We start from the raw sequence: 25,857 nt of genomic DNA, 5'->3' as shown, positions 1-25,857 counted from the left end.
AGGTCTTAACAATAACAATGGAGACCCTGGCCATGTCCCTGGGATTCGACTACCTCAATGCCATGCTCGAGGACGACCGTGAAAAGGGCATCTATCGCTGCAAGCGCGAGATGTTCACCGACCCACGCCTGTTCGACCTGGAGATGAAACACATCTTCGAGGGCAACTGGATCTACCTGGCCCACGAAAGCCAGATCCCCGAGAAGAATGACTTCCTCACCCTGACCATGGGGCGCCAGCCGATTTTCATCGCGCGCAACAAGGACGGTGAGCTCAATGCCTTCCTCAACGCCTGCAGCCATCGCGGTGCCATGCTGTGCCGGCACAAGCGCGGCAACCGCTCCAGCTATACCTGCCCGTTCCACGGCTGGACGTTCAACAACAGCGGCAAGCTGCTGAAGGTGAAAGACCCGAGCAACGCCGGCTACCCCGACAGCTTCAACTGCGACGGCTCCCACGACCTGACCAAGGTGGCGCGCTTCGAGTCGTACCGGGGCTTTTTGTTCGGCAGCCTGAACGCCGATGTGAAACCGCTAGTGGAGCACCTGGGCGAATCGGCCAAGATCATCGACATGATCGTCGACCAGTCGCCGGAAGGCCTGGAAGTGCTGCGCGGTGCCAGCTCGTACATCTACGAAGGCAACTGGAAGCTCACCGCCGAAAACGGCGCTGACGGCTACCACGTCAGCTCCGTGCACTGGAACTACGCTGCTACCCAGAACCAGCGCAAGCAGCGCGAGGCGGGCGACGAGATCAAGACCATGAGCGCCGGCGCCTGGGCCAAGCAGGGTGGTGGCTTCTACTCCTTCGACCACGGCCACTTGCTGCTGTGGACCCGTTGGGCCAACCCGGAAGACCGCCCGGCCTATGAGCGCCGCGACCAGCTGGCTGCCGACTACGGCCAGGCGCGTGCCGACTGGATGATCGAGAACTCGCGCAACCTGTGCCTGTACCCGAACGTGTACCTGATGGACCAGTTCAGCTCGCAGATCCGCGTTGCCCGGCCGATTTCGGTGAACAAGACCGAAATCACCATCTACTGCATCGCCCCCAAAGGCGAGAGTGCCGATGCCCAAGCCAAGCGCATCCGCCAGTACGAAGACTTCTTCAACGTCAGCGGCATGGCCACCCCGGACGACCTGGAAGAGTTCCGCTCGTGCCAGACCGGCTATGGCGGCGGCACTGGCTGGAACGACATGTCCCGTGGCGCCAAGCACTGGGTCGAAGGCGCCGATGAGGCAGCCAGGGAGATTGACCTCGAACCCCTGCTGTCTGGCGTGCGTACCGAAGACGAAGGCCTGTTCGTGCTGCAGCACAAGTACTGGCAGGACACCATGATCCAGGCCCTCAAGGACGAACAGCAGCTGATCCCTGTGGAGGCCGTGCAATGAGCCTGTATGAAACCGTGCGCGACTTCCTCTACCGCGAAGCGCGCTACCTGGACGACGCCCAGTGGGACCAGTGGCTGGAACTGTACGCCAGCGATGCCAGCTTCTGGATGCCGAGCTGGGACGATGACGACACCCTCACCGAAGACCCACAAAGCGAAATCTCGCTGATCTGGTACGGCAACCGTGGCGGCCTGGAAGACCGCGTGTTCCGCATCAAGACCGAGCGCTCCAGTGCGACCGTGCCCGACACCCGTACTTCGCACAACATCAGCAACATCGAGATCGTCGAGCAGGCCGAGGGCAGCTGCCAGGTGCGTTTCAACTGGCATACCCTGAGCTTCCGCTACAAGACCACGGACAGTTACTTCGGCACCAGCTTCTACACCCTCGACCTGCGCGGCGAACAGCCGCTGATCAAGGCCAAGAAGGTGGTGCTGAAGAACGACTACGTGCGCCAGGTCATCGACATCTACCACATCTGATACAGGTTTTTGCGAGTACTGCCCGGTGCGTCCTGCGACGCGCCGTGGGCCGGCTCGCCTGCGAGGTGCAACATGAGCTACCAGATCGCACTGAATTTCGAAGACGGGGTTACCCGCTTCATCGAAGCTGCCGGCCATGAAACCGTGGCTGACGCTGCCTACCGCCAGGGCATCAACATCCCGCTGGACTGCCGCGACGGCGCTTGCGGTACGTGCAAGTGCAAGGCCGAATCCGGCCGCTATGACCTGGGCGATAACTTCATCGAAGATGCCCTGAACGAAGACGAAATCGCCGAAGGCTACGTACTGACCTGCCAGATGCGGGCTGAAAGCGACTGCGTCATCCGCATCCCTGCTTCGTCGCAGCTGTGCAAGACCGAACAGGCCAGCTTCGAGGCCGCCATCAGCGATGTGCGCCAACTGTCGGCCAGCACCATTGCCCTGTCGATCAAGGGTGAAGCGTTAAGCCGCCTGGCCTTCCTGCCGGGGCAGTACGTCAACCTCAAGGTCCCGGGCAGCGAGCAGAGCCGCGCCTATTCGTTCAGTTCGTTGCAGAAGGGCGGCGAAGTCAGCTTCCTGATCCGCAACGTACCGGGTGGGTTGATGAGCAGCTTCCTGACCAACCTTGCCAAAGCCGGCGACAGCATGAGCCTGGCAGGGCCGCTGGGCAGCTTTTACCTGCGGCCGATCCAGCGCCCGCTGTTGCTTTTGGCTGGCGGTACCGGCCTGGCGCCGTTCACCGCGATGCTGGAGAAAATCGCCGAGCAGGGCAGTGAGCACCCGCTGCACCTGATCTATGGCGTGACCAACGACTTCGACCTGGTCGAGCTCGACCGCCTGCAAGCGCTGGCGGCGCGCATCCCCAACTTTACCTACAGCGCTTGTGTGGCCAACCCGGACAGCCAGTACCCACAAAAGGGCTACGTGACCCAGCACATCGAGCCACGCCACCTCAACGACGGCGATGTGGACCTGTACCTGTGCGGGCCACCGCCGATGGTCGAGGCGGTCAGCCAGTACGTGCGCGAGCAGGGTATTACCCCGGCCAACTTCTACTACGAGAAGTTTGCGGCGGCGGCCTGACAGCCCCTCTGATTCAAAGCAATACGCCGACCCTGTGGGAGCGGGCGAGCCCGCGAAGCAGGCAGCGCGGTGGATGGCACGGGCTTCGCCCGTGTTCGCGGGCATGCCCGCTCCCACAGTGATCGCGCAGCCTTTTCGGCTTTGAGCAAGACAATTGCTGCCACAGGGTCTCTCGCGAACTGGAGATTTGCATATGAACAACAGATTCCAAGGCAAGGTTGCCCTGGTCACCGGTGCCGCTCAAGGCATCGGCCGGGGCGTGTGCTGGCGGCTGAAGGCCGAAGGCGCGCAAGTGGTGGCGGTAGACCGTTCCGAACTGGTCCACGAGCTGGCCGGCGAAGGCATGCTCACCCTCACCGCCGACCTGGAGCAACACACCGATTGCGCCCGGGTCATGGCCAGTGCGGTGGAAACCTTCGGCCGCCTCGACATCTTGGTGAACAACGTCGGTGGCACCATCTGGGCCAAGCCTTTCGAGCACTACGAAGTCGAGCAGATCGAGGCCGAAGTGCGCCGTTCGCTGTTCCCCACCCTGTGGTGCTGCCATGCCGCGCTGCCGTACATGCTTGAGCGCGGCAGCGGCGCCATCGTCAACGTTTCTTCCATCGCCACCCGTGGCGTCAACCGGGTGCCTTATGGCGCAGCCAAGGGCGGCGTCAACGCGCTTACCGCATGCCTGGCCTTCGAAACTGCAGGGCGCGGCATCCGTGTCAACGCGACTGCGCCCGGCGGCACCGAAGCGCCACCCCGGCGTGTGCCACGCAACAGCGCCGAGCAAAGCGAACAGGAAAAACGCTGGTACCAGCAGATCGTCGACCAGACCCTCGACAGCAGCCTGATGCACCGCTACGGCAGCATCGACGAGCAGGTGGGGGCGATCCTGTTCCTCGCTTCCGACGAGGCCTCTTACATCACCGGCGTGACCTTGCCGGTAGGGGGCGGCGACCTCGGCTGAGCAACACCCCAAGGCAACAGCTTTCCATCACAACAAAAACAAGAGCGACAGATGCCATGCGAACCCTTGACGTACACCCGATCATCGATAACGCGCGCTTTACCCCGTTTCACTGGATGGTCATGGCCTGGTGCGGCCTGTTGTTGATCTTCGACGGCTATGACCTGTTCATCTACGGCGTGGTACTGCCGGTGATCATGAAAGAGTGGGGCCTGACCCCGTTGCAGGCCGGCGCGCTGGGCAGTTACGCGCTGTTCGGCATGATGTTCGGCGCCCTGGCGTTCGGCAGCCTGGCCGACCGCATCGGGCGCAAGAAGGGCATTGCCATCTGTTTCGCCTTGTTCTCGGCGGCGACCATCTTCAATGGTTTTGCCAGCAGCCCGAGCGAGTTTGGCATCTACCGCTTCATTGCCGGCCTGGGCTGTGGCGGCCTGATGCCCAACGCTGTGGCGCTGATGAACGAGTACGCGCCCAAGCGCTTGCGCAGCACGCTGGTCGCCATCATGTTCAGCGGCTATTCGCTGGGCGGCATGCTGTCGGCGGGCGTCGGTATTTTCATGCTGCCGCGTTTCGGCTGGGAGTCGATGTTCTTCGCAGCTGCTGTACCACTGCTGCTGTTGCCGGTGATCCTCTACTACCTGCCAGAGTCCATTGGTTTTCTGGTGCGCAAGGGGCGTACCGAGGAAGCGCGGGCGTTGCTCAAACGACTCGACCCGCAATGCGACGTGCAGGCCGATGACGTGCTGCAGGCGGCTGACCGTAAAGCGGGTGGCGGGGCGTCAGTGCTGGAGCTATTCCGCAACGGCCTCGCCATCCGCACCCTGGCACTGTGGCTGGCGTTCTTCTGCTGCCTGCTGATGGTTTATGCACTCAGCTCCTGGCTGCCGAAACTGATGGCCAACGCTGGCTACAGCCTGGGTTCCAGCCTGTCGTTCCTGCTGGCGTTGAACTTCGGCGGCATGGCTGGGGCCATCCTCGGCGGCTGGCTGGGTGATCGCTACAACCTGGTCAAGGTAAAGGTGGCGTTCTTCATTGCCGCCGCGCTGTCGATCAGCTTGCTGGGCGTCAATAGCCCGATGCCGGTGCTGTACCTGCTGATCTTCATTGCCGGCGCCACCACCATTGGTACGCAGATCCTGCTGTATGCCGGCGCCGCGCAAATGTACGGGCTGTCGGTGCGTTCCACGGGGCTTGGCTGGGCCTCGGGTATCGGCCGCAACGGCGCCATCGTCGGCCCCTTGCTGGGCGGCGCACTGATGGGCATCAACCTGCCCCTGCAACTCAACTTCATCGCCTTCGCCATCCCTGGCGCGATTGCCGCACTGGCCATGGCCGTGCACCTGGCCAGCGGCCGTCGGCAGGCCCGGGCCATCGCGGCGCAGGCATGACCTGAAAAGAACAAGACCAGGATACACCGCGTTGGCTTCTTCGCGGGCTTGCCCGCTTCCACCAGGATTGCGCGCAGTCGGTGCACTGCACTGGACCTGTGGGAGCGGGCACGCCCACGAAGGAGCCAACACAGAACAAGAGCCAGCCACAAAGACCGGCCACTGCCTTGCGGGATGCGCCATGAAAACCCTGATCAATGACAGCTCACTGTCCGCCATTGTCGCGGGCTGCATCGCCACGATGATCTCTTACGCCGGCCCGCTGGTGATCATTTTCCACGCCGCCGAAGCGGCCGGGCTTTCTCACCAGCAGTTGTCATCCTGGGTCTGGGCCGTGTCCATGGGCAGTGCCGTGCTTGGTGCGCTGCTCAGTTTGCGCTACCGCGTGCCGGTAGTGATCGCCTGGTCGATCCCAGGCTCCGCGCTGCTGGTCACTGCCTTGCCGCAACTCGGCCTGGAACAGGCCGTAGGTGCCTACCTGGTGGCCAACCTGGTCCTGCTGCTGATCGGCATCAGCGGGGCCTTCGACCGCATCATCGCGCGCTTGCCGGGGTCCATCGCCGCTGGCATGCAGGCTGGCATCCTGTTCGGTTTTGGTATCGAAGTGTTCCGCGCCTTGCCAGTGCAGCCGTTGCTGGTACTGGCGATGTTCGTCACCTACGTGCTGATGCGCCGGGTTCAGCCCCGTTACGCAGTGGCTGCGGTGCTGTGCGTGGGCTCCCTGGTGACCGTGGCCAGCGGTGCGTTCCGTAGCGAGGCGCTGGTGCTGGAACTGGCTTCGCCGCAGTGGATCACCCCTCAGTTCAGCCTGCCAGCGGTATTCAGCCTGGCGCTGCCGATGGTGCTGGTGGCGCTGACCGGGCAGTTCATGCCGGGCATGGCGGTGCTGCGCAATGCGGGTTACGCCACACCGGCCAGCCCGTTGATCAGCGCCAGTGCCCTGGCCGGTGCCGTGCTGGCCCCATTCGGCTGCCACGGGCTGAACCTGGCGGCGGTTACCGCCAGCCTGTGCACGGGCCATGAGGCCCACGAAAACCCACGACGGCGCTATGTGGCGGCAGTGGCTGGCAGCACGCTGTACCTGCTGCTGGGCATTGCCGGTGCCACGTTGATGTCGCTCTTCGCAGCCTTTCCCGCCGCACTGATCGCGGCCCTGGCCGGGCTGGCCCTGTACGGCGCCATGAGCGAGGCGCTGGCCCGCAGCCTGGCGGAACCGGCCGAGCGCGATGCAGGCCTGTTCACCTTCCTGGTCACCGCTTCGGGGGTCGCCTTCCTTGGCCTGTCGGCAGCGTTCTGGGGGCTGCTGTTCGGCCTGCTGGCCCATGCACTGCTCAGGCTGCGCCAGCCGCTTGCCGGGGAGGTGCTGCGCCGCACCAGATGAACTGCCGTGTTCCCAACGCTTTATCCATAAAAACAAGATCAAGAGAGCTTCGGAATGAACAACACCCCTTGCGTAGCCCTGGGCCTGACTTTGCTCAGCCAACCATTACTGGCCGCCGAAGGCGGTTTCTTCGAGGATTCGAAGGCCACCCTGAGCGCCCGCAACTATTACTTCAGCCGTGATTTTTCCGACATTGTCGGGGCCAACAAGCAGTCCAAGGCCGAGGAGTGGGCGCAGGGCTTCATCCTCGACTTCAAGTCCGGTTACACGCCCGGTACGGTGGGCTTTGGCATGGACGCCCTGGGCCTGCTGGGCATCAAGCTCGACAGCAGCCCCGACCGCACCAACACCGGCCTGCTGCCGGTGCATGGTGACGGCCGTGCTGCCGACGAGTACAGCCGACTTGCGCCCACCTTCAAGGCCCGCCTGTCGAAGACCGAACTGCGCGTCGGTGAACTGCAACCGAACCTTCCGGTACTGACCTTCAGCGACATCCGCCTGCTGCCGCCGACCTACCAGGGCGCCAGCGTGAGCTCGTCTGAAATTGACGGGCTGACCGTGCAGGCCGGGCATCTGAAAAGCACCCACCTGCGCAACGAAGGCGGCGACGGCAAGATGAACGCGATGCTCGGCCATGTGCCGATGCGCCAGGCCGAGAGCGATGCCTTTAACTACGTGGGCGGGGACTATGCGTTCAATGCCAACCAGAGCAGCGTCAGCCTGTGGTACGGGCAACTGGAGGATATCTACGAACAGGGCTTTGTCGGCCTCAAGCACAGCAAGCCAGTGGGCGATTGGGTGCTCAGTGCCAATCTGGGCTACTTCACCGCGCGTGAGGATGGCGAGGCGTTGCTGGGCAACATCGACAACCAGGCGTTCTTCTCGATGTTCACCGCCCGGCATGGCGGACACAGCTTCCATGCGGGCTACCAGGGCATCTATGGCGACAGCCCGTTCCCACGGGTGTTCGCCAATATTTCGCCGCTGGGTAACGAGGTGCCGACCTATGAATTCGCTTACACAGACGAACGCTCGTACCAGGTGCGCTACGACTACAACTTCGCCGCCATGGGCGTGCCAGGCCTGACGGCGACCGTGCGCTACATCACCGGTAACAATGTCGATACCGGGCTGGGCTATGAAGGCCGTGATCGCGAGCGCGACCTGGACATCGGTTATGCGGTACAGAGCGGGGTACTGAAAGGGCTGGGGATTCGGGTGAGGAACGCCATGGCACGTTCCAATTACCGCAGCGATATCGACGAGAACCGGCTTACCCTGGTGTACACCTGGCAGTTGTTCTGAAAGGTATACACAAAATCACGAGCATTTCGCCGCTACTACACAGGAATTGCGTATCGGCATAGGTTGGGGGTAGCTTTCAGGAACCACCTTTCAGGGATGCTATCCGTGGACTCCATTACCCAGGCCGTACTCGGCGCTGCCCTGCAAGGCACCGTGCTTGGCCGCATCCAGGGCCGCCGCTCATTGTTGTATGGCGCCGCCCTGGGCACGCTGCCCGACCTCGATGTGATCATCCGCTATGCAGACCCTGTGTCGCAGATGACCTACCATCGCGGCTTCTCGCACTCGCTGTTCGTGCTCACCGGGCTGGCTTTGCTGCTGGCCTGGCTGGTCAATAAATGCTGGCCCGGCAAAGGCTACACCTTGCCCAGGCTGTTCCTTGCTTTCTGGCTGGTACTCGTCACCCACCCGTTGCTGGATGCCTTTACCGTATATGGCACGCAACTGTTCTGGCCACTGCAACCCACCCCCCAAAGCTGGGCCGCAGTGTTCATTATTGATCCGGTCTATACCTTGCCGCTGCTGGCGGCGGTCATCTACACAAGCATCAAGGGCGTTACCGGCCGGGCTACACGCCTGTTGACCCTTGCACTGGTGTTCAGTACCGCCTACCTGGGTTTCGGCCTTGCCGGGCGCATGGCAGCCGAGCAACGCTTCCAGGCGGCACTGGACCAGCAAGGCATCGTCGTGAGCGAGGTTCGCGCCGTGCATATCGCGTTCAACAGCCTGGTCTGGCGGGTAATGGCCAAGACCCAAAATGGTGACTACTACGAAGGCATCAGCAGCGGGTTCGACCGGCAGGCGCCGGAAATGCAACGCTTGCCGCGTAACCTGGAACTGGCAAACGCGCTGGCAGGCGACCCTTTGCACCAGCGCTTGCGCTGGTTCACCGGCGACTGGCTGCGGTATGACCAGATAGGCGATGCGCTGGTGGTCACCGACCTGCGCATGGGCATCCCGGGCAACTATACCTTCCGTTTCAACATGGCGCACCGCGACACCCAGGGCCACTGGATTGTCGATGTGCCTTCGGCGTGGGACGGCGCCGGGCCCGGGTCAATGTTCAACGGCAATGACCTGGCGTTGATCTGGCGTCGTATCGTCGACCAGCAGCCACCTTTGCCCCTGGCTGCCTGGACCGACCGGTACCTGGGGGCAGGTGCGGTCGAGCGCGGGCACTGAGGCATGCGTTCGGCCGGGCTGGACCTGGTCAAATGGACAGCGATGCTGACCATGGTTGCCGACCACCTGCGCTTCATATGGCCGGAGGCCGAGGGTTTGTTCGTGCTCGGCCGCCTGGCGTTTCCGCTGTTTTGCCTGGCCATTGCGGTGAATGTGGGGCGCGCCAGGGCAGAGCTGTTCCATACCCGCGCCAATCTGCGCTATCTGTCGCTGATGCTGCTGTTCGCGGTGCTCTCGGAGCCTGCCTATCGTTGGCTGGACAGTGGTTCGCAGACGTTCAGTGTAATGCCGACACTGGTACTGGGATTGCTGGTTGCCTGGGGTGTGCACCACCCATTGCGGTCGGCGCGAGTGCTTGGCCTTGCAGGCCTGCTGGCGGGGTGGTTGTTCAGTGATCAATTGATGTACGGGCTGGCGGGGGTGTTGCTACCTGGCGCCTGGCTGGTGGCACGCAGGCAGGGCGGATTGGCCTGGTTGCTACCCTGCCTCATGGCCATTGGTGGCAACCTGACCAACAACTGGCTGCGCGAGCACTTTCTGGCACCCATTACCCTGCTGACGCTGTTTGCTGCTGTGCTGGCAGTGCCTGTCGGGTGGCTGTTGTTGCGCCATGATGCTTGGCAGGTACCTGCCGTAGGGCGGTGGGGATACCTGTTCTATCCCGTGCATCTGCTCGTGATCAAAGGCTTGTCGTGAGGCTTGCCGTTCCTGGCGCTTGCAATTCACAGATCCAGACCCATCTAAACCGGCCGCATCACACTCAGGAACCGTCCATGGAACCCAACCGCTTCGGCGATATCGCCGCCTTCGTCAGCGCCGCCAAGGCCGGCAGCTTCACTGCCGCCGCCGCAAGCCTGGGCCTGACCCGGTCGGCGGTGGGCAAGAGCATTGCTCGGCTGGAGGCCCGCATGGCGGTGCGTTTGCTCAATCGCACCACGCGCAAGCTGAGCCTGACCGATGAAGGCCTGGTGGCATTCGATCGCTGGCGACAGATACTGGATGACCTGGACGAGGTGGAAAGTGCCATGGCCCAGCGCCGCGGCAAGCCCACCGGTACCTTGCGCCTGACTGCGCCGCTGTCGCTCGGCCAGCGCCATGTGCTGCCGGTGCTGGATCAGTACCTCAAGCAGTGGCCTGAACTGCGCGCAGACATCCGCTTCACCGACCGTTTCGTCGACTTGGTCGAGGAAGGCGTGGACGTTGCGGTGCGTATCGGCGCACCCAAGGAAGACTCGCAGCTGTTGACCCGCACGGTGGCCTGGCAGCAGTTTGTCACCTGCGCTTCGCCCGCGTACCTCGAAGCGCGAGGTATTCCCTTGGTGCCTGCCGACCTTTATGGTCACGACAAGATTGCCTTCCTCGCGGGCGAGAAAGCCATGCCTTGGCGCTTTGACACTGAAGCAGGCCTGCACCTGTGCGAAGACCCTGGCCGGTTGAACATCGACAGCTCGGAGGCGATGCTCGACGGCGCCCGGGCCGGCTTCGGGCTGATTCACCTGCCCACCTACATCACCGGTGACGACCTGCGCGCTGGCGCCCTGGTGGAAGTACTGCACGCCTACCGGCCACCGGCGGACCCGATTCGCATCGTGTACCCGAGCAAGCGCCACCTGTCCCCTCGGGTACGCGGTTTCATCGACTTGTTGGTCGCCAGCTGGGAATCGGGCGGGCCTTGGGAGCACTGATTGGGGATTATCAGGCCCCCATGCCGAGCCTGCATCTGGGTTTATCGCTGGCATCGGCGACTTTTTTGTGTACTGGTAAAAGTGTGAGTGGCTAGTTGGCTTCATATCGCCCAAGATGGAGTGTGAAGATGCCAGTCGATCGACTGGCGGCTCAGCTACCCACGTAAACGCACCAGCCAGCATTAGAGGATTTAGAGTATGTCCAACAGACAATCAGGAACGGTCAAGTGGTTCAACGATGAGAAGGGGTTCGGTTTCATCACTCCCGACGGCGGTGGCGACGACCTTTTCGTCCACTTCAAAGCCATTGAATCGGACGGCTTCAAGTCGCTGAAAGAAGGCCAGAAAGTGTCTTTCGTTGCCGAAAAGGGCCAGAAGGGCATGCAGGCTGCGCAAGTGCGCGCCGAGTAACATGCCTGAGTGACTGGTACGCTGAGGCGTGCCCGGCCACTGGAAAACGGAGCCCCTGGAGGGCTCCGTTTTTTGTCTTTCAGATCCAGGGGCAGGATGGCCGTCTGTACCCGGTGAATACCCTGATTATCGGTGAGCCCAAGCTTCACCAGCGCCCATGGCCTGGTGCAGAAACGGATAATCTGTATAGCCTTCGGGCCCATTGGCGTAATCGAACTGTGCCCGATGTTCGTTCAGAGGCGCCTGCACCCGCAGCCGCTGTACCAGGTCCGGGTTGGCAATGTAACTGCGCCCGAACGCTACGGCATCGATCAAACCGCGCCCAATCAAGTCTTCGCCTTTCTCGGCGGTGTAGGCACCCGCAGCAATGATAATCCCCGGATAGGCATCGCGGATCGCCTGGCGGAACTCGTCACGCAGCGGCTTGCCGCCGGCCCAGTCCGGCTCGGACAGGTGCAGGTAGGCGAGGTTGCGCTTGGCCAGTTCGCGGATCAGGTACAGCCCTGCGGCCTCCTGGTCTTCGCCATTGTCCACGCCATTGAACCCGCCCAGCGGGAACACGCGGATACCCACGCGCTCGGCACTCCAGTTGGCAATTGCCGCGTCCACTGCTTCAAGCACTATGCGCGCCCGGTTTTCGACGCTACCGCCGTAGCGGTCCTCGCGCTGGTTGGCGCTCGGGGTAAGGAACTGGTGCAGCAAATACCCGTGGGCAGCGTGCAGTTCGATGAAGTCGAAGCCGGCTTCGCGGGCGTTCACCGCTGCCTGGCCGAAGTCGGCGACGATGCCTGCAATTTCGTTCTCGTTCAGGGCGCGCGGTGCGGAGGTTTCTACACGTACCAGGTTGCCTTGCTCGTCACGCAGAGTGGTACGTGCGCCGGCCGGCAGCGCCGAGGGCGCCACAGGCGCTTCGCCGCCGGGTTGCAACGAGGTGTGCGACACCCGGCCGGTGTGCCACACCTGCACGGCGCTGTGGCCACCGTCGGCATGAATGCCTTCGTTGATGTGCCTCCAGGCGGCAATCTGCTCGGCGCTATGAATACCTGGCGAGCCGGAATAGCCCTTGGCCTGGAAGGAGATCTGGGTGGCTTCGGTGATGATCAGCCCGGCGCTGGCACGCTGGCGGTAATACTCGGCCATCATGGTGGTCGGCACATCGCCCGGCTCGAGGCTGCGCAGGCGGGTGAGGGGGGCCATGAACACCCGATTGGCCAAGGTGAGCGGGCCGATTTGCAGGGGTTGGAAGAGTTTCATTGCAGCTCCAGAGGTGAAAACCAATGGTGCGCACGATACCGAGATGATTGGGGAAAGGGGGGACCGGAAGCCCGGCGCAGGGCTCCCCAATGGCGTTGTCAGTACCGGCCTCTTCGCAGCACAAGGCTGCTCCTACAGGGCTTGTGTTTGCCTTGAAACCATCGCAGATCCTGTGGGAGCGGGTTTACCCGCGAAGAGGCCGGTACGGGAACAATCAGCTACGGGCCAACCGCCCGCTCACATAGTGGGCCACATCATTGAACCCTGGCGTCGACGCATGCCCCGGCGTCACCAGCGAATCGATGAACGCTTCATCCTCCGTCGTGATCTTCACCGCCAATGCACCACCATAGGTATCCCACTGTTCCTCGGTACGCGGCCCGACAATCGCCGAACTCACCCACTGGTTGTTCAACACCCAGGCAGTGGCAAACTCGACAATGCCTATACCCTTTGCCTCTACATAAGCCTGGATCTGCCGGGCGATGGCCAACGACTCCTGGCGCCACTCCACCTCCATGATGCGCTTGTCCTGGCGCCCGGCGCGGCTGCCGGCATCGGGCACGGCACCCGGCGCATACTTGCCACTGAGTACGCCCCGGGCCAATGGGCTGAATGGCACCACGCCCAGACCGTGTGCGGCGGCTGCAGCGAGCTGCTCGGGTTCGGCCTGGCGGTTGACGATGTTGTACAGCGGCTGACTGACCACCGGCTTGGGCACACCCAGTCGCTCGGCAACGTGGCAGACCTCGGCAATGCGCCAGCCACGGAAGTTGGACACGCCCCAGTAGCGGATCTTGCCCTGGCGCAGCAGGTCGCCAATGGCCTGGACGGTCTCCTCCAGCGGCACCTTGTGGTCTTCGCGGTGCAGGTAGTAGATATCCAGATAGTCCATGCCCATGCGCGTCAGGGTGGCTTCCAGCGCGTTGAAGATGTGCTTGCGTGACAGCCCGCTGCGGTTCGGCAGGCCGTCGGCCGGGCCGAAGCCGACCTTGCTGGCAACGATCCAGTCCTGGCGATGGCGCGCCACTGCTTCTCCGACGATTTCTTCCGAGCGCCCGGCGTTGTACACGTCGGCGGTGTCGATGAAGTTGATGCCCTGGTCCCAGGCCTTGTCGATGATGCGCAGGGCGTCCTCGGTGCTGGTCTGCTCGCCGAACATCATGCTGCCCAGGGTAAGGGCGGAAACCTGCAGGCCACTGTGGCCGAGAGGGCGGTAGATCATGCGCGTGGGTCCTTTTGCAGTCGGCTGATCCACCTGTTTTACACACAACCGGGGCGCTTTTAAAGGCGGCTGTCAGTCAAGCAGCGTGATCGCCTCCTGCAGGTTCAATGGGCGTTTCAGGCGCTGCGACAGCGCCGCCATGGCATCGGAGTAACCTTTGGCGATGACGGCCTCGACCTGTTCACCCACACACTGAAAGGCAATGAAATCGCCTTTTTCCGGCTCACCGACAAACTCGATCCGGTTCCACTCTCGTGCGTGGCCGAGCACTTCATAGGTTCGGCCGTGCTGGTAGGTCCAGAAGAATGGCACATCGGCGTAGCGGCGCTGCTCGCCGAGCATGTTGGCGGCAGCGATCACCCCGTGTTGCTGGGCCAGGCGCCAGTGCTCGATGCGTACAGGGCGACCCGAGAGCGGGAACGTGGCGATGTCGCCTGCAGCCCACAAACCGTCAGCGGCGCGCATTTCTGCATCGACCCGCAGCGACTTGTCCTCGTTCAACTGCACGCCCTGCAGGAAGGCGGTGGCCGGTATCACGCCGGTGCCCAGCAATACCAGTGGCGTCTCCAGGCGTTCACCGTTGGCCAGCAGCACCGCTTCGACCTTGTCCCGGCCTTCGAACCGCTGGACTTGCGTAGGGCCGTGGAAGGTGACCCCTTTGCGCTCATGCAGTTCGCGGATACTGCGCCCGATGCGATCACCTAACTGCCTGGCAAGCGGGACTTCATGGCGAGTCACCACGTGCACCTGAACGCCGTACCTGCGCAGGGCCGAGGCCGCCTCCAGGCCGATGAAGCCGTCGCCTACGATCACCGCCGGCTGGCCGGGTTCGGCTGCGTCGAGCAGCTGTGCGGCATCCTCCCGCGAGCGCAAGGTGAACACGCCGGGCAAGTCGGCGCCGGGGATATCAGGGCATAGTGCCTTGCCGCCGCTGGCCAGCAGGCAGGCGTCGTAACCGATCTGCTGGCCATCGACCAGCGTAATCTGGCGTTTCTGGCTGTTCAGGGTGCGCACCTTGCCGTGCTTGCGCTCCAACTGGCCCTTGCGCAGGGCGTCGGCTTCGAGCAACGCCGGTACTTCATCGGGCGTCATCTGCCCTGCAATCACGAATTTGCTCAGCGCGGTGCGGTCGTAGGCCGGCTGGCGCTCCTGGTCGATCCACACCAGCCGGCCAGCGAAGCCATGGGCCAGCAAGGTGGCTACCGCGGCGCTGCCGGCCGCACCAGCGCCGACCACAACGAAGCAGCGGGCATCGCTGTGCCTGGGGGGGGCGATGGCGGGCAGCGGTTGGTCGTCGACCCAGACTTCATCGTCCTTCACCCAGGCCTTGTAGCGGCGCAGGTCAGCCAGCGCCGGGGGTTCGCAGACCACTCCGTCATCGACGGCAAATGCAGCCTTGTGCCAAGGGCAAACCAGCAGGCCGCCGCAGACCAGGCCTTCATCCAGTGGGGCACCTGCGTGGGGGCAGTTGCCTTGGTAGGCATGCACCTGATCGCCCTGGCGAATGAGGATGAGCTCTTCATTGCCGGCCTGGACGCGCCAGGGGCGATGTTCGTCGAGCTGGGCCAGACGGGCCACGGCGTGCTGGGTCATGGAGTTCTCCAAAGGGGCCTTTGGAACCATTTGACGCCTGGGGTAGGGAGGGGATGCGTTGAACCGACGATCGGTGGAGGAGGGAAATGTAGGGTGGCCGGGCGGGCCTCTTCGCGGGTGAAACCGCTCCCACAGGATCACCACAGCCTCGAAGGCTGTGGCATGCCTGTGGGAGCGGGCTTACCCGCGAACAGGCTCAACTGGCACGTGCAGAACTCAGCGCACCCGACCGCGTGACACGCAGGGCCACCAGGCTACCCAGCACGATCAACGCCGCCAGCGAATACAGCGCGGCATCGGTGGAACCGGTCTGGTCCTTGATGAACCCCACCAGGTACGGGCTGAGGAAACCGGCCATCTGGCCCACGGAGTTGATGATCGCCAGCCCGGCAACTGCTGTACCGGCGCTGAGCAGGGCGGTTGGCATCGGCCAGAACATCGGCAGCTCGGTCAGCGCGCCCATGGTGGCGATCGACAGGCCCAGAATGGCGATGGCTGGGTTGCCGGCGAAGTTCACCGCAATCAGCAGGCCAACGGCGCCCATCAGCATCGGCACCACAAGGTGCCAGCGGCGCTCGTTGCGCAGGTCTGCCGAGCGGCCGCAAAGGATCATGAACACACCGGCCAGCAGGTACGGGATGGCGCTGAGCCAGCCGATCAGCAGTGGGTTGTCGAAGCCCATGTTCTTGATGATCGACGGCAACCAGAAGTTGATCGCGTACACGCCACTCTGGATGCAGAAGTAGATGAAGCCAAAGGTCCAGATAAGCGGGTTGGTCAACACGGCGAGCACGCCATCGCCCGTGGTTTTCGGCTTACCCGCAGCGTCGGCTTCGAGGTCGTTGGCGATCAGCTGGCGTTCGGCCGGGGTTAGCCAGGCGGCTTTCTGGTAACCGTCGCTGAGCAGGAACACCGCCAGCACACCCAAGGCAACGGTGGGCAGGCCCTGGATCAGGAACATCCATTGCCAGCCGGCCAGGCCGTGCTGGCCAGCGGCGAAGTGCTGGAGGATCCAGCCGGAGAACGGCCCGCCGAGCAGGCCCGACACCGGGATTGCCGACATGAACAGGGCCATGATGCGGCCGCGACGGGCGGCCGGGAACCAGCGCGAAAGGTACAGCACCACGCCCGGAAAGAAGCCGGCTTCGGCAGCGCCGGTAAGCAGCCGCAGGGCGTAGAACTCGGTGGGAGTTGTGACGAACAGCAGGCAGGTGGACAGGCTGCCCCAGGCAATCATCATCAGCGCAATCCAGCGCCGCGGGCCGAAGCGGTTGAGTGCCAGGTTGCTCGGCAGGCCGCAGAGCACGTAACCGATGAAGAAGATGCCGGCACCAAGGCCGTACACCGTTTCGCTGAATTTCAGGGCGTCGAGCATTTGCAGCTTGGCAAAGCCGACGTTGACGCGGTCCAGGTAGTTGAACAGGTAGCAGATGAAAATGAACGGAATCAGCCGCAGGGTGATGCGCCGGTACAACGCGTTGCGGGTGGTGTCCGAGCCTTGGTCAGGGGCGGGGCTGTGTGCCATGATCGGGTTCTCTTTTGTTATGGTTTTTGCCGCGTCGCCTGTTCCGGCGCTCGCCCTGACGAGTCTCGGGGACTGCGGCTAGCCTGTCTTTGTGCTTTTGCACAGCGCTCGGCCCAGGCTGCTGTGCCCGAGCCCAAAAGCCTAACACCTAAAGGACCACGCAATGTTCGAACTCGACCATGACCTGGCACAGGATATCGTTGACCGGGCCATGGCCATTCTGCCGTGCAACGTCAATGTCATGGACAGCCAGGGCTTGATCCTGGGCAGCGGCGAGCCGGAGCGCATCAACACCCGTCACGAGGGGGCGCAACTGGTTTTGGCCAATGGCCGGATCGTCGAACTGGACACTGACGCGGCCAAGTGCCTGAAGGGTGTGCAGCCCGGGGTGAACCTGCCACTGATGCTTGATGGCCGGCTGATGGGTGTACTGGGCCTGACCGGGGACCCGCAGCAGGTGCGCACCTATGGTGAGCTGGTACGCATGACTGCCGAGATGCTGTTGGCCCAGCGCCATCTACAGGCCGACCAGCAATGGCGAAGGCAGCGCTGTGATGATTTGCTGGCACTGTTGCTGGGCGGCAGCGGTGATTCACCTCGGCTGCTCGACGAAGCCCGGCAATTGGGCCTCAAGCCTCAGCTGCCGCGGGTACCTTGCCTGTTTGAACTGGCCTCGGGGCCACCCGCCGAGGCGTTGTCGGCGTGGTTGATGAGCCGGTACCCGGACAGCTGGTGTGTCAGCCCGGCACGCCAGTCATTGCTGTGGTGCCGGCCGGCCAGCGTGGCACTGGATGAACCGCGCCTGCTGGAGCGCCTGCAACGTCACGGTTGGGACGTGGAGCGGCTGGCCCTGGGCAGTGCCGCGCAGAGCCTGGAGCAGTTGCGCCGGGGTTACCGCCGGGTACGCGATTTGCTGGCCTATGGCCGCGAGGTATTGCCTGCCGAACGCTTGCTCAGCCTGCAGCGCTACCGGCTGCCGGCGCTGCTGTGGCGCCACCGCAATGATGATGCGCTGGATGAGCTGCTGGAGCCGCTGCAGCGCATTCGCGCCAGGGACAACAGCGGCCAGCTGCTCACCACCCTGCGCGCCTGGTGTGCCCATGACGGCCAGAGCCAGGCCTGTGCCGATGCCCTGGGCATCCACCGCAACAGCCTGCGCTACCGCCTGGAGCGGATTGCCGAACTGGGCGAGGTCGACCCGCTACGCATGGAAGGGATGCTTAGCTTGTATCTAGGGTTACAGCTGTTGCCAGCAGCCTGAACTATTCACCTGCACTGGCCCTATCGCCGGCAAGCCAGCTCCCACAGGATGCATGCTGCCCTCAGGGCTGTGTCGCACCTGTGGGAGCTGGCTTGCCGGCGATAGGGCCAGTGCAGGCAAGAAGGCATCCGCCCAAACAACCCGTCCGGCGTTTTGTGCATTTGACCGAGGCCCCGTTGGCGAACAGCTGTCAGCATGCCGCTCATCAGGACAGGAGAATCCCCATGAAGATCGTCATTGCCCCCGACTCGTTCAAGGACAGCCTCGACGCTGCCGGTGTCGCCCGCGCTATCGCCGTGGGCCTGCGCGAGGCGTGGCCGGACGCTGAACTGGTCGAGTGCCCGATGGCCGACGGCGGCGAAGGCACCATGGAGGCGATCCTTGCCGCCAGCCACGGCGAATTGCGCCGCCAGACCGTGCGCGGGCCGCTGGGGCAGAGCGTGGAGGCCGGGTGGGGCTGGTTGCCACAAAGCCGTACGGCAATCATCGAAATGGCCCAGGGCAGTGGCCTGCAACTGGTACCGACCGGCCAGCGCGACGCTTGCCGCAGCAGCACCTGGGGCACAGGCGAGCTGATTGCAGCCGCCTTGGCCGCCGGTGCGCAGCGGGTAGTACTGGCCATCGGTGGCAGCGCCACCAACGATGCCGGCAGCGGCATGTTGCGCGCACTTGGCCTGCGCCTGCTGGACGCTGACGGGCAAGCGCTGGAGGAGGGCGGCCTGGCCCTGGCCAAGCTGGCCCGCATCGACGCCAGCGACCTCGACCCACGGCTCGCCGAAGTGCAATTTGAAGTGGCGGCTGACGTCGACAACCCGCTGTGTGGCGCCAATGGTGCTTCGGCGATCTTCGGCCCGCAGAAGGGGGCCAACCCGCAGCAAGTGCAGGCGCTGGACCAGGCGCTGGGGCATTTTGCCGATATCTGTGCACAGGTGCTGGCTAAGGATGTGCGCGACTACCCAGGTTGCGGCGCTGCCGGTGGCATGGGCTTCGCTGCCCGGGCCTTCATGGGCGCACAGTTCCGCCCTGGGGTGGAGGTAGTGGCCGAGTTGGCCGGCCTCGATGAATTGGTGCAGGGGGCAGATCTGGTGGTGACTGGTGAAGGCCGTTTCGATGCCCAGACACTGCGTGGCAAGACACCGATGGGTGTGGCCCGGGTAGCCAAGCGTCATGGCGTGCCGGTGGTGGTGCTGGCCGGGACCTTGGGTGAGGGTTATCAGCAGTTGTATGCCCATGGGGTCGATGCTGCATTTGCGTTGGCCAGCGGGCCGATGAGCCTGGAGCAGGCTTGTGCCAATGCTGCGCAGTTGCTGCAGGCGCGGGCTTGTGACATTGGTCGGCTGTGGCGCGCTGCAAAGCGAGCATGAACATCGGGTAGGAGCGGCCTTGTGTCGCGAAAGGGCTGCGTAGCAGACCCAGGCGTATTCGCGTCAATGCAGAAATCCTGGGGCTGCTATGCAGCCCTTTCGCGACACAAGGCCGCTCTTACAAAAGCGTCACTCCTGCGTCTCGAACATGGCAATGAAGTTGGCCAGTGCTGGCGAAGCGTTCTGGGCGTTCCATTTCATGTACAGGCCGATCCCGGGTGCGGGTTGCTTATCGATCGGCCGGATCGGGCAAAACTGCACCCGCTCACGCGCAGTGGAACCGACGAACGAGGCCGGCACCAGGGCCACGCCAAAACCACATGCCACCAGGCCCAGCAAAGTGTGAATCTGCGCAGCTTCCTGCACCACCCGGGGGTAAAAACCCGCCGCCTCACACAGCGCAAGCAACTGCGCGTGATAGCCACCGCCCAAGGCTTGCGGGGTGAATACGAAATCCTCATCGGCAAACTCGCGCAGGTCGACTTCCCCCTGTTGCGCTTTCCCGTGGCTGGCGGGCAAGGCCATGACGATCTGTTCATCAAGCAACAACCGTGCTTCAAGGGTGCCAGCCGGCAGCGGCAGCCTGCGCATGAAACCGATATCTGCCTCACCGGCCAGCAAAGCCTTGGCCTGTGACGCCGATGGCATCTCGCGGATGGTTAACTGCACGTTCGGATAAGTCTCGCGAAAACGGCGCAAGCTGCTGAGCAGCGAGTCGTAATAGGCGATGGAAATGGCCGTGATGGTCAGCTTGCCGCTGACCCCCGCAGACACACTGCGGGCGTACTCGATCCCCTGTTCCAGCTCAGCCAGCGTGCGGTAGGCCGTGTCAAGAAACGCCGCACCCGCTGCGGTCAGGCGCACCCCGCGCTTGTTGCGCAGCAGCAGGCTGAAGCCCAGTTTTTCTTCAAGGCGGTTGATCGCCTGGCTCAGCGGTGGTTGCGCCATGTGCAGGCGCTCGGCGGCCTTGTGAAAGTGCAATTCTTCGGCCACAGCGATGAACTGCCTGAGCAAACGTGTTTCGATCATCCACTATTCCTGCAGCGTGGCTACTCGTCGGTGATATCCATGAGATATCAAAGGTGCATGCTTTTAATATTAAGTCATAGATTTGTTTGTTGATATCGTAAAAAGGAGAATTGAAGGTAGCCAGAAATGCCCGTTACAGACCCTTTTCACAATAAAGTTGCGGTCATCACCGGTGCCGCACAAGGCCTGGGCCTGGCCTATGCCATGGCGTTGGCCGAACGTGGTGCGCAGGTCGTCATCAGCGACCTGGGCACCGACCGATCGGGGCAAGGGCAGGACGCTTCGGCACTCGAACACGCACTGACGGCCATGCGTGGCAAAGGCTTTGCGGTGGTTGGGCACGCCGGGCAACTGGAGGACGAGGGCACCTGCAAGCAACTGGTCGAGTTGGCCATCGAGCAGTTTGGCGCGCTGGATATCCTCATCCACAATGCCGGCTGGGTCGATTACCAGCGTATCGAAGATCATGAATCCGCCTTCCTGCAACGCGCGCTGGGCATCAATGTGCATGCGCCCGTGTGGCTGGCCAAGCATGCCTGGCCCCACCTCAAGCGCTCCGCAGCGCCACGGGTAGTGCTGACCACCTCGGACCGTGCCATGTACCAGCGCTATGCGCAGCCTGGGCTGGTGGCCTATGCCGCCGGCAAGATGGCCCAGGTCGGCATCATGAACGCCCTGAGCATGGAGGGCCAGGAGCACGGCATCCTGGTCAATGCCATATCGCCGGTGGCCAAGACCCGCATGTGGGGCATCAGCCAACCGCCAGAAGAGCTGAAGCCCGAGTGGGTTACGCCTGGCGTGCTGTACCTGGCCAGTGCGCTGTGCCATGACACCGGCTACATCTTGCGCGCCAGCAACGGCCAGTTCACCGCCACCCGCTTCAACGAAAACAGCGGCGTCAGCTACCCCCGTGACCTGGGCCGTGTGCAGGCCGCCGACCTGGCCGAAGTGGCCGAGCGCTGGAACCGCATCAAGGAATGCAACTACGTGCCGGTCAAAGTCGCCAACACGCGCGCGGACCTGGGTGAAAGCCTGGTCTGGGATGAGCGCAGCGGCGCGTTGTACTTCGTCGATATTTCTGGCGGGCGCATCAACTGCCTGACGCCGGATGGCGAAGTTCACAGCCTTTACGCGTCAGCCGCGCGCATTGGCGCCTTGGCGCTGACCGACCGGGGCAACCTGATTTTCACAGAAGATGCCAGCGTGGCCATCTTCGATGTGCCGGCGCGCAAGGTGCTCCAGCATTCTGCATCTGTCCACCCGCGTTCAACCTACCGCTTCAACGACGGCGCTTGCGACCCGCAAGGACGCTTCGTTACCGGGCTGATGGACGAAGCCTTGAGCGGCAATACCGGGGCGCTGTTCCGCTTCGACGGACAGTTGAACGACCAGGTGATCCACGACGACATGGCCTTGCCCACCGGGCTTGCCTGGTCGCAGGACGGCCATACGGTGTACTTCGTCGATTCGGCGGCGCGCGCCATCTACCGCGCCGAGTATCTCGTCGAAGGCCGACTGGGTGCGGTGACGCTGTTTGCCGAAACCCCTGCCGAGCTGGGGCGGCCGGATGGCCTGGCGCTGGACCGCGAAGGCGGGCTGTGGGTGTGCCAGTACCATGGCAGCTGCCTGCTGCGTTACGACCGCCACGGCCACCTGACCGACCAGGTGTTGATGCCGGTACCGTGCCCCACCAGTTGCTGCTTTGGTGGGCCGGGCTTGAACACCTTGTACATCAGCACCGCGCGCTTCGACATGAGCCCTGAAGAGCTGCACCATTACCCCGATGCTGGCGACCTGTATGCCATCCGCCCGGAAACTGGCGGCGTTGCCAGGCTCAGCTTCAAGGAATAAGCCGTTGCATCTGGCTGGCCGGTAAAACGGCCAATTCGCCAAAGCGCTGCGCCGAGTCGATATAGCGCAAGGCCGACTTGGCGTCTTTCCAACCCACGTAGCTCATCAGCGATTTCAGTTCCCAGCCATTGGCGGTTGCCCAGGTGGCGAAGCCACGCCGTAGCGAATGGCCGGTATACAGCGCCGCCGGTACCCCGGCACGCTCCAGCATGCGCCGCAGCAGGCCGACCAGGCTGTTGCTGTTGAGCGCGCTGTCACCGAGGTTGCCCCAGCGGTCGAGCTTGCGGAACACCGGCCCATGGGCAATGCCGGCAACCTCCAGCCATTGCAGGTAGGCCGTGACCGGGCACAAGGCTTTCAGCGCAGGGGTGCGATGTTGCACGCCCAGGGCTTCTCGGTCGCCCTTGCTGCGCGGCAGGAACAACGTGATACCGACACCCGCTTCGGCCTTGATATGTTCGATGCGCAGGCGCGCCAGTTCATCACCACGAAAGCCACGCCAGAAACCCAGCAACAGCAGCGCACTGTCACGGCGGGCCCGGCGCAGGGCGGCCAGGTCGTGATGTTCACGTGCCTGGCGGGCCTCCTCTTCAAAACAGGTCACCGCAGTTTGCAGGTGCTGCAACAACAGCGGGGCTGCCTGCTTGGGCGGCGTCGGGTGCAGGGTGCGGATACCGCGGAGCACCTGCCGCACCAGAGGCGCCTTGGTCGGGTCGGGGAAGCCTTGGGCGACGTGCCATTGGCTGAGCGCAGCCAGGCGCTGGCGCAGGGTGCTGACGGCATGCTGGTCGGCGTGGTCGGCCAGGTAGCGGGCAATGCTCTCGGCAGTGGCAGGGAGAAAACCGCCCCAGTGGGTTTCGAAGTGCTCGATGGCAGCCTGGTAGCTGCGCCGGGTGTTGTCACGGGTGGCGGCGCGAAGGTAGCGCTCGATATCGGTCATGGTACGGGTGTCGATGGGTAATGGGCACACCATAAACCGAATCAAGGGATATTGCATGCCAGCGCGGTCTCTGTAGAGCGGCCTTGCGTCGCGATGGCGCGCGAAGCGGGCCCAGGTTGTCAGCTGGGGGGCAGTGGGGCAGCGCCAGTGTTCGCATTACACGCACGCTTTCTCCTCGACACCATTGAACGGCGGGTACTCGCGTAACTGCGCCGGCGACAGTGGCCGACTGAAGTGGTAGCCCTGGGCGATATCACAACCGGCAAGCTTCAGGCACACCACCTGTTCGCGGGTTTCCACGCCTTCGGCAACCACTTCCAGGCCCAGGCGCTTGGCCAGGATGATGGTGGAGGACACGATCGGGCTGTCATCAGGGCTGTTGGACAGCGGGGCGATCAGCGAGCGGTCGATCTTCAGCTTGCTCAATGGCAGCGAATGCAGATGGGCGAAGCCGGCGTAGCCACGGCCGAAATCATCCAGGCTGATGCCCAGGCCGGCGCCGCGCAGGGTATGCAGGTGCTCCACGGCCGTACTTTCGGGGTCGAGGATGGTGGTTTCGGTAATTTCCAGCTCCAGCCGCTGCGGGGCGATGGCATACCTTTGCAGTTCGTTCAGCAGCCGCATGGCGAAGTCCCCTTGGCGCAGTTGCAGGGCGGATACATTCACGGCCAACCGCGTTTCCCGGCCCTGCACGTCCCAGCCGGCCAAGGCTTCACAGGCCAGGCGCAACACCTCCCAGCCCAGATCGACAATGAAGCCGCTGCGCTCTGCCAGGTCGATGAAGCGGTCTGGGTACAGCAGGCCGAACTCGGGGTGGTCCCAGCGCACCAGCGCTTCGTAGCCCAGTACCTGCTGGGTGTCGAGGCGGATCTGCGGCTGGTAGTGCAGCACGAACTGGCGCTCGGCCAAGGCGCTGCCGAACGCCTGTTCAAGGGTAAAGGCCTGGATGTCGGCCAGGTTCAGCGAGGGGTCGAAGAAGCGGTACTGGGCCCGGCCGGCCTGCTTGGCCGAATACATTGCGGCATCGGCACTGCGGATCAGGCTGTCGATGTCCTGGCCGTCGCGCGGGCAGATGCTTACGCCCACACTCGGGCTGGTGTTGACCTCCTGGCCGTCAAGGGCATAAGTGGCCGACAAGCGTTGGACCAGTTCACGGACCCAGGCATTGATCTGGTCTTCGCTGCGCTCGCCCGCCAGCAGCACCACGAATTCGTCGCCGCCAAAGCGCGAAGCCTCGTCACCGAGCTCCAGCAAACGCTGGATGCGGCCGGCCACGGCCTGCAGCAGCAGGTCGCCGATCTTGTGCCCGAGCGAATCGTTGATCGACTTGAAGCGGTCCATGTCGATGAACAGAATCGCCATCAACCGGCGCTTGCCACGCTGGCGGGTCAGCGCCTGGGCGGCCACCTCGACGAACTGGCGGCGGTTGTGCAGCCCGCTGAGGTGATCGGTGGCGGCGGCATGGCTGCTGCGCCGGTGTTCGTCCTCAAGGCGGCCGATAAGCTGCTGATTGACCTGCTGGGCATGTTCCAGGGCGCTGAAGGCCTCTTGCCGCTTGCGCAGCAGACGCAAGGTCCACAGCAGGCTGGCGATGATCATCAGCGTCATGCTCAGGTTCAACCAGAATTGCCGGGAATAGGCCAGGGTCGAAGGCGCGAGGATTTCATCCTGGCGCTGGCTGACCACTACGCTGAACCCGCGCTCTGGCACATGTCGGTACAGGCTCTGGTACGCGTCGCCGGCCGCGTATTGGGTCAGCATGCCCGCGTCGCTGCCGGTATCCGGCAGTTCAGGCTGCAACCCGTCGCCGGCCACCACCACGCCGCTGGTATCTATGCGCAGCCGCTCCAGCCCGTCATCCTGCAGCAGGCGCACCAGCCCGCTGCTGCCCAGGTCGATATGCTGGAACAGTACCGCGAGGTAGCCGATGTCCAGTTGCACCACCAGGATGTTTTCGATTTCGCGGCCTGGCAGGTCGGTCAACGGCAGCAGAAACGGCAGGCGCCAGTTGGGGAGGGTGGCCTGCTGGTCCGGCGCCTGCACGCTGGGCAGAAAGGGCTTGAAACCATAGCGGGCAACGTGCCGTTGCAGCTGGCGTAACCAGTCCTCGGGCAGTGCGGAAGCTTCGTCGGTATGGCTGGCTGACAACAGCCGGCCTTGCCGGTCGTACAGGCTCATGCGCTTGAACACCGGGTCCACGGCCAGTATCCGCGCCAGGCTGATGTTGCCCTGGCGTAGCACCTTCATGTCGTCCTGGGTGACCCGGCCAACGGCCTGGGCGCGGTCGACCAGCTGGCGCAGGCTTTCACCGACGATGCTGGCCAGGTTCAGGTGCTCGGCGGCCTTGGCCGACAACGCGTCCTGGCGGGCGGCGGCTTTCTGCGTGATGTGCAGCCCCCAGAGAAAGGCCAGGGTGGCCGCACAGAGCATCAGGATCAGCAGCCGCAGGGGGCTGGCGGATGAAAGCGAACGGCGTATCACTGCTGACAGTTCCCGACCCTGGGTGATGCTCAAAAAATACGACAAGGAGATGACAGGCTGATGACTAATGG

At 63.5% G+C, this 25,857-nt stretch carries 21 protein-coding genes and 1 pseudogene; 15 read left to right on the top strand and 7 right to left on the bottom strand.

The annotated features are described in order from the left end of the window. The first annotated feature begins 32 nt into the window (after positions 1-32). From benA to WF331_RS16950, 11 genes are all read left to right on the top strand, one after another. Positions 33-1,391, top strand: coding sequence for a benzoate 1,2-dioxygenase large subunit (gene benA, locus WF331_RS17000; protein ID WP_340623127.1), 1,359 nt, complete (start codon positions 33-35; stop codon positions 1,389-1,391). Next, a complete protein-coding gene (gene benB, locus WF331_RS16995) occupies positions 1,388-1,873 on the top strand; it encodes a benzoate 1,2-dioxygenase small subunit (RefSeq protein ID WP_016499611.1) in 486 nt (161 codons plus the stop codon). The genes benA and benB overlap by 4 nt, the downstream gene beginning before the upstream one ends. Before the next feature lie 72 nt (positions 1,874-1,945). Beyond that, positions 1,946-2,956, top strand: coding sequence for a benzoate 1,2-dioxygenase electron transfer component BenC (gene benC / locus WF331_RS16990; protein WP_059394918.1), 1,011 nt, complete (start codon positions 1,946-1,948; stop codon positions 2,954-2,956). 193 nt (positions 2,957-3,149) lie between these two features. Beyond that, positions 3,150-3,911, top strand: a complete 762-nt coding sequence (locus WF331_RS16985) for a 1,6-dihydroxycyclohexa-2,4-diene-1-carboxylate dehydrogenase (protein WP_016499613.1) — start codon at positions 3,150-3,152, stop codon at positions 3,909-3,911. A gap of 56 nt (positions 3,912-3,967) precedes the next feature. Next, a complete protein-coding gene (locus WF331_RS16980; protein ID WP_340623126.1) occupies positions 3,968-5,299 on the top strand; it encodes an MFS transporter in 1,332 nt (443 codons plus the stop codon). Positions 5,300-5,480: 181 nt separating this feature from the next. Beyond that, the gene (locus WF331_RS16975; RefSeq protein WP_340623125.1) at positions 5,481-6,680 is read left to right on the top strand and encodes a benzoate/H(+) symporter BenE family transporter; all 1,200 of its coding nucleotides are present in this window, start codon (positions 5,481-5,483) and stop codon (positions 6,678-6,680) included. 54 nt (positions 6,681-6,734) lie between these two features. After that, positions 6,735-7,985, top strand: a complete 1,251-nt coding sequence (locus tag WF331_RS16970; protein WP_016499616.1) for an OprD family porin — start codon at positions 6,735-6,737, stop codon at positions 7,983-7,985. A gap of 105 nt (positions 7,986-8,090) precedes the next feature. Then, positions 8,091-9,167 (top strand): metal-dependent hydrolase, encoded by a 1,077-nt coding sequence (locus tag WF331_RS16965; protein WP_340623124.1) that lies wholly within the window; start codon positions 8,091-8,093, stop codon positions 9,165-9,167. Positions 9,168-9,170: 3 nt separating this feature from the next. Beyond that, positions 9,171-9,863 (top strand): TraX family protein, encoded by a 693-nt coding sequence (locus WF331_RS16960; RefSeq protein ID WP_284362241.1) that lies wholly within the window; start codon positions 9,171-9,173, stop codon positions 9,861-9,863. Between the two features lie 77 nt (positions 9,864-9,940). Further along, positions 9,941-10,852, top strand: a complete 912-nt coding sequence (locus WF331_RS16955; protein WP_049273818.1) for a LysR family transcriptional regulator — start codon at positions 9,941-9,943, stop codon at positions 10,850-10,852. Positions 10,853-11,050: 198 nt separating this feature from the next. Next, a complete protein-coding gene (locus WF331_RS16950; protein WP_016499620.1) occupies positions 11,051-11,263 on the top strand; it encodes a cold-shock protein in 213 nt (70 codons plus the stop codon). A gap of 126 nt (positions 11,264-11,389) precedes the next feature. Here the strand turns inward: WF331_RS16950 and WF331_RS16945 are convergent, their stop codons facing one another. The 4 genes from WF331_RS16945 to WF331_RS16930 all read right to left on the bottom strand — a co-directional run bounded on the left by WF331_RS16945 (position 11,390) and on the right by WF331_RS16930 (position 16,860). After that, a complete protein-coding gene (locus tag WF331_RS16945; RefSeq protein WP_016499622.1) occupies positions 11,390-12,517 on the bottom strand; it encodes an alkene reductase in 1,128 nt (375 codons plus the stop codon). A 214-nt stretch (positions 12,518-12,731) separates the two neighbouring features. After that, entirely contained in the window at positions 12,732-13,742 is a 1,011-nt protein-coding gene (locus tag WF331_RS16940) for an aldo/keto reductase (RefSeq protein WP_340623123.1), read from the bottom strand. Between the two features lie 72 nt (positions 13,743-13,814). Next, complete coding sequence (locus WF331_RS16935) at positions 13,815-15,335, bottom strand: FAD-dependent oxidoreductase (RefSeq protein ID WP_340623122.1); 1,521 nt, start codon at positions 15,333-15,335, stop codon at positions 13,815-13,817. A 196-nt stretch (positions 15,336-15,531) separates the two neighbouring features. Then, on the bottom strand, positions 15,532-16,860 hold the full coding sequence (locus WF331_RS16930; protein WP_340623121.1) for an MFS transporter: 1,329 nt from the start codon (positions 16,858-16,860) through the stop codon (positions 15,532-15,534). A gap of 163 nt (positions 16,861-17,023) precedes the next feature. Between WF331_RS16930 and WF331_RS16925 the strand changes: the two genes are divergently transcribed. Both WF331_RS16925 and WF331_RS16920 read left to right on the top strand, forming a co-directional pair. Then, positions 17,024-18,121, top strand: a complete 1,098-nt coding sequence (locus WF331_RS16925) for a sugar diacid recognition domain-containing protein (RefSeq protein ID WP_016499626.1) — start codon at positions 17,024-17,026, stop codon at positions 18,119-18,121. Positions 18,122-18,345: 224 nt separating this feature from the next. Beyond that, positions 18,346-19,485 (top strand): glycerate kinase, encoded by a 1,140-nt coding sequence (locus WF331_RS16920; RefSeq protein ID WP_340623120.1) that lies wholly within the window; start codon positions 18,346-18,348, stop codon positions 19,483-19,485. Positions 19,486-19,614: 129 nt separating this feature from the next. On the opposite strand, the gene WF331_RS16915 is transcribed toward WF331_RS16920, so the two are convergent. Beyond that, entirely contained in the window at positions 19,615-20,514 is a 900-nt protein-coding gene (locus WF331_RS16915; RefSeq protein ID WP_016499628.1) for a LysR family transcriptional regulator, read from the bottom strand. 126 nt (positions 20,515-20,640) lie between these two features. Here WF331_RS16915 and WF331_RS16910 point away from each other — a divergent pair. Together WF331_RS16910 and WF331_RS16905 are read left to right on the top strand one after the other, a co-directional pair. Continuing rightward, a pseudogene (locus WF331_RS16910) lies at positions 20,641-21,210 on the top strand (SDR family NAD(P)-dependent oxidoreductase); the annotation flags it as partial. Between the two features lie 45 nt (positions 21,211-21,255). Beyond that, a complete protein-coding gene (locus tag WF331_RS16905) occupies positions 21,256-22,365 on the top strand; it encodes an SMP-30/gluconolactonase/LRE family protein (protein ID WP_231859030.1) in 1,110 nt (369 codons plus the stop codon). Here WF331_RS16905 and WF331_RS16900 read toward each other — a convergent pair. Both WF331_RS16900 and WF331_RS16895 read right to left on the bottom strand, forming a co-directional pair. Beyond that, positions 22,355-23,305 (bottom strand): site-specific integrase, encoded by a 951-nt coding sequence (locus WF331_RS16900; RefSeq protein ID WP_041168023.1) that lies wholly within the window; start codon positions 23,303-23,305, stop codon positions 22,355-22,357. The genes WF331_RS16905 and WF331_RS16900 overlap by 11 nt on opposite strands. Positions 23,306-23,461: 156 nt before the next feature. Next, positions 23,462-25,786 carry a putative bifunctional diguanylate cyclase/phosphodiesterase gene (locus WF331_RS16895; protein WP_340623119.1) on the bottom strand — a complete coding sequence of 775 codons (2,325 nt, stop codon included), beginning with the start codon at positions 25,784-25,786 and terminating at the stop codon, positions 23,462-23,464. Between the last annotated feature and the right edge of the window lie 71 nt (positions 25,787-25,857).

The sequence above is a fragment of the Pseudomonas sp. YNh genome, from assembly GCF_037993085.1.
GTDB classification, from domain to species: domain Bacteria; phylum Pseudomonadota; class Gammaproteobacteria; order Pseudomonadales; family Pseudomonadaceae; genus Aquipseudomonas; species Aquipseudomonas putida.
The sequence above is the reverse complement of the archived record's forward strand: the minus strand, read 5'-3'. Positions and strand labels throughout refer to the sequence as shown.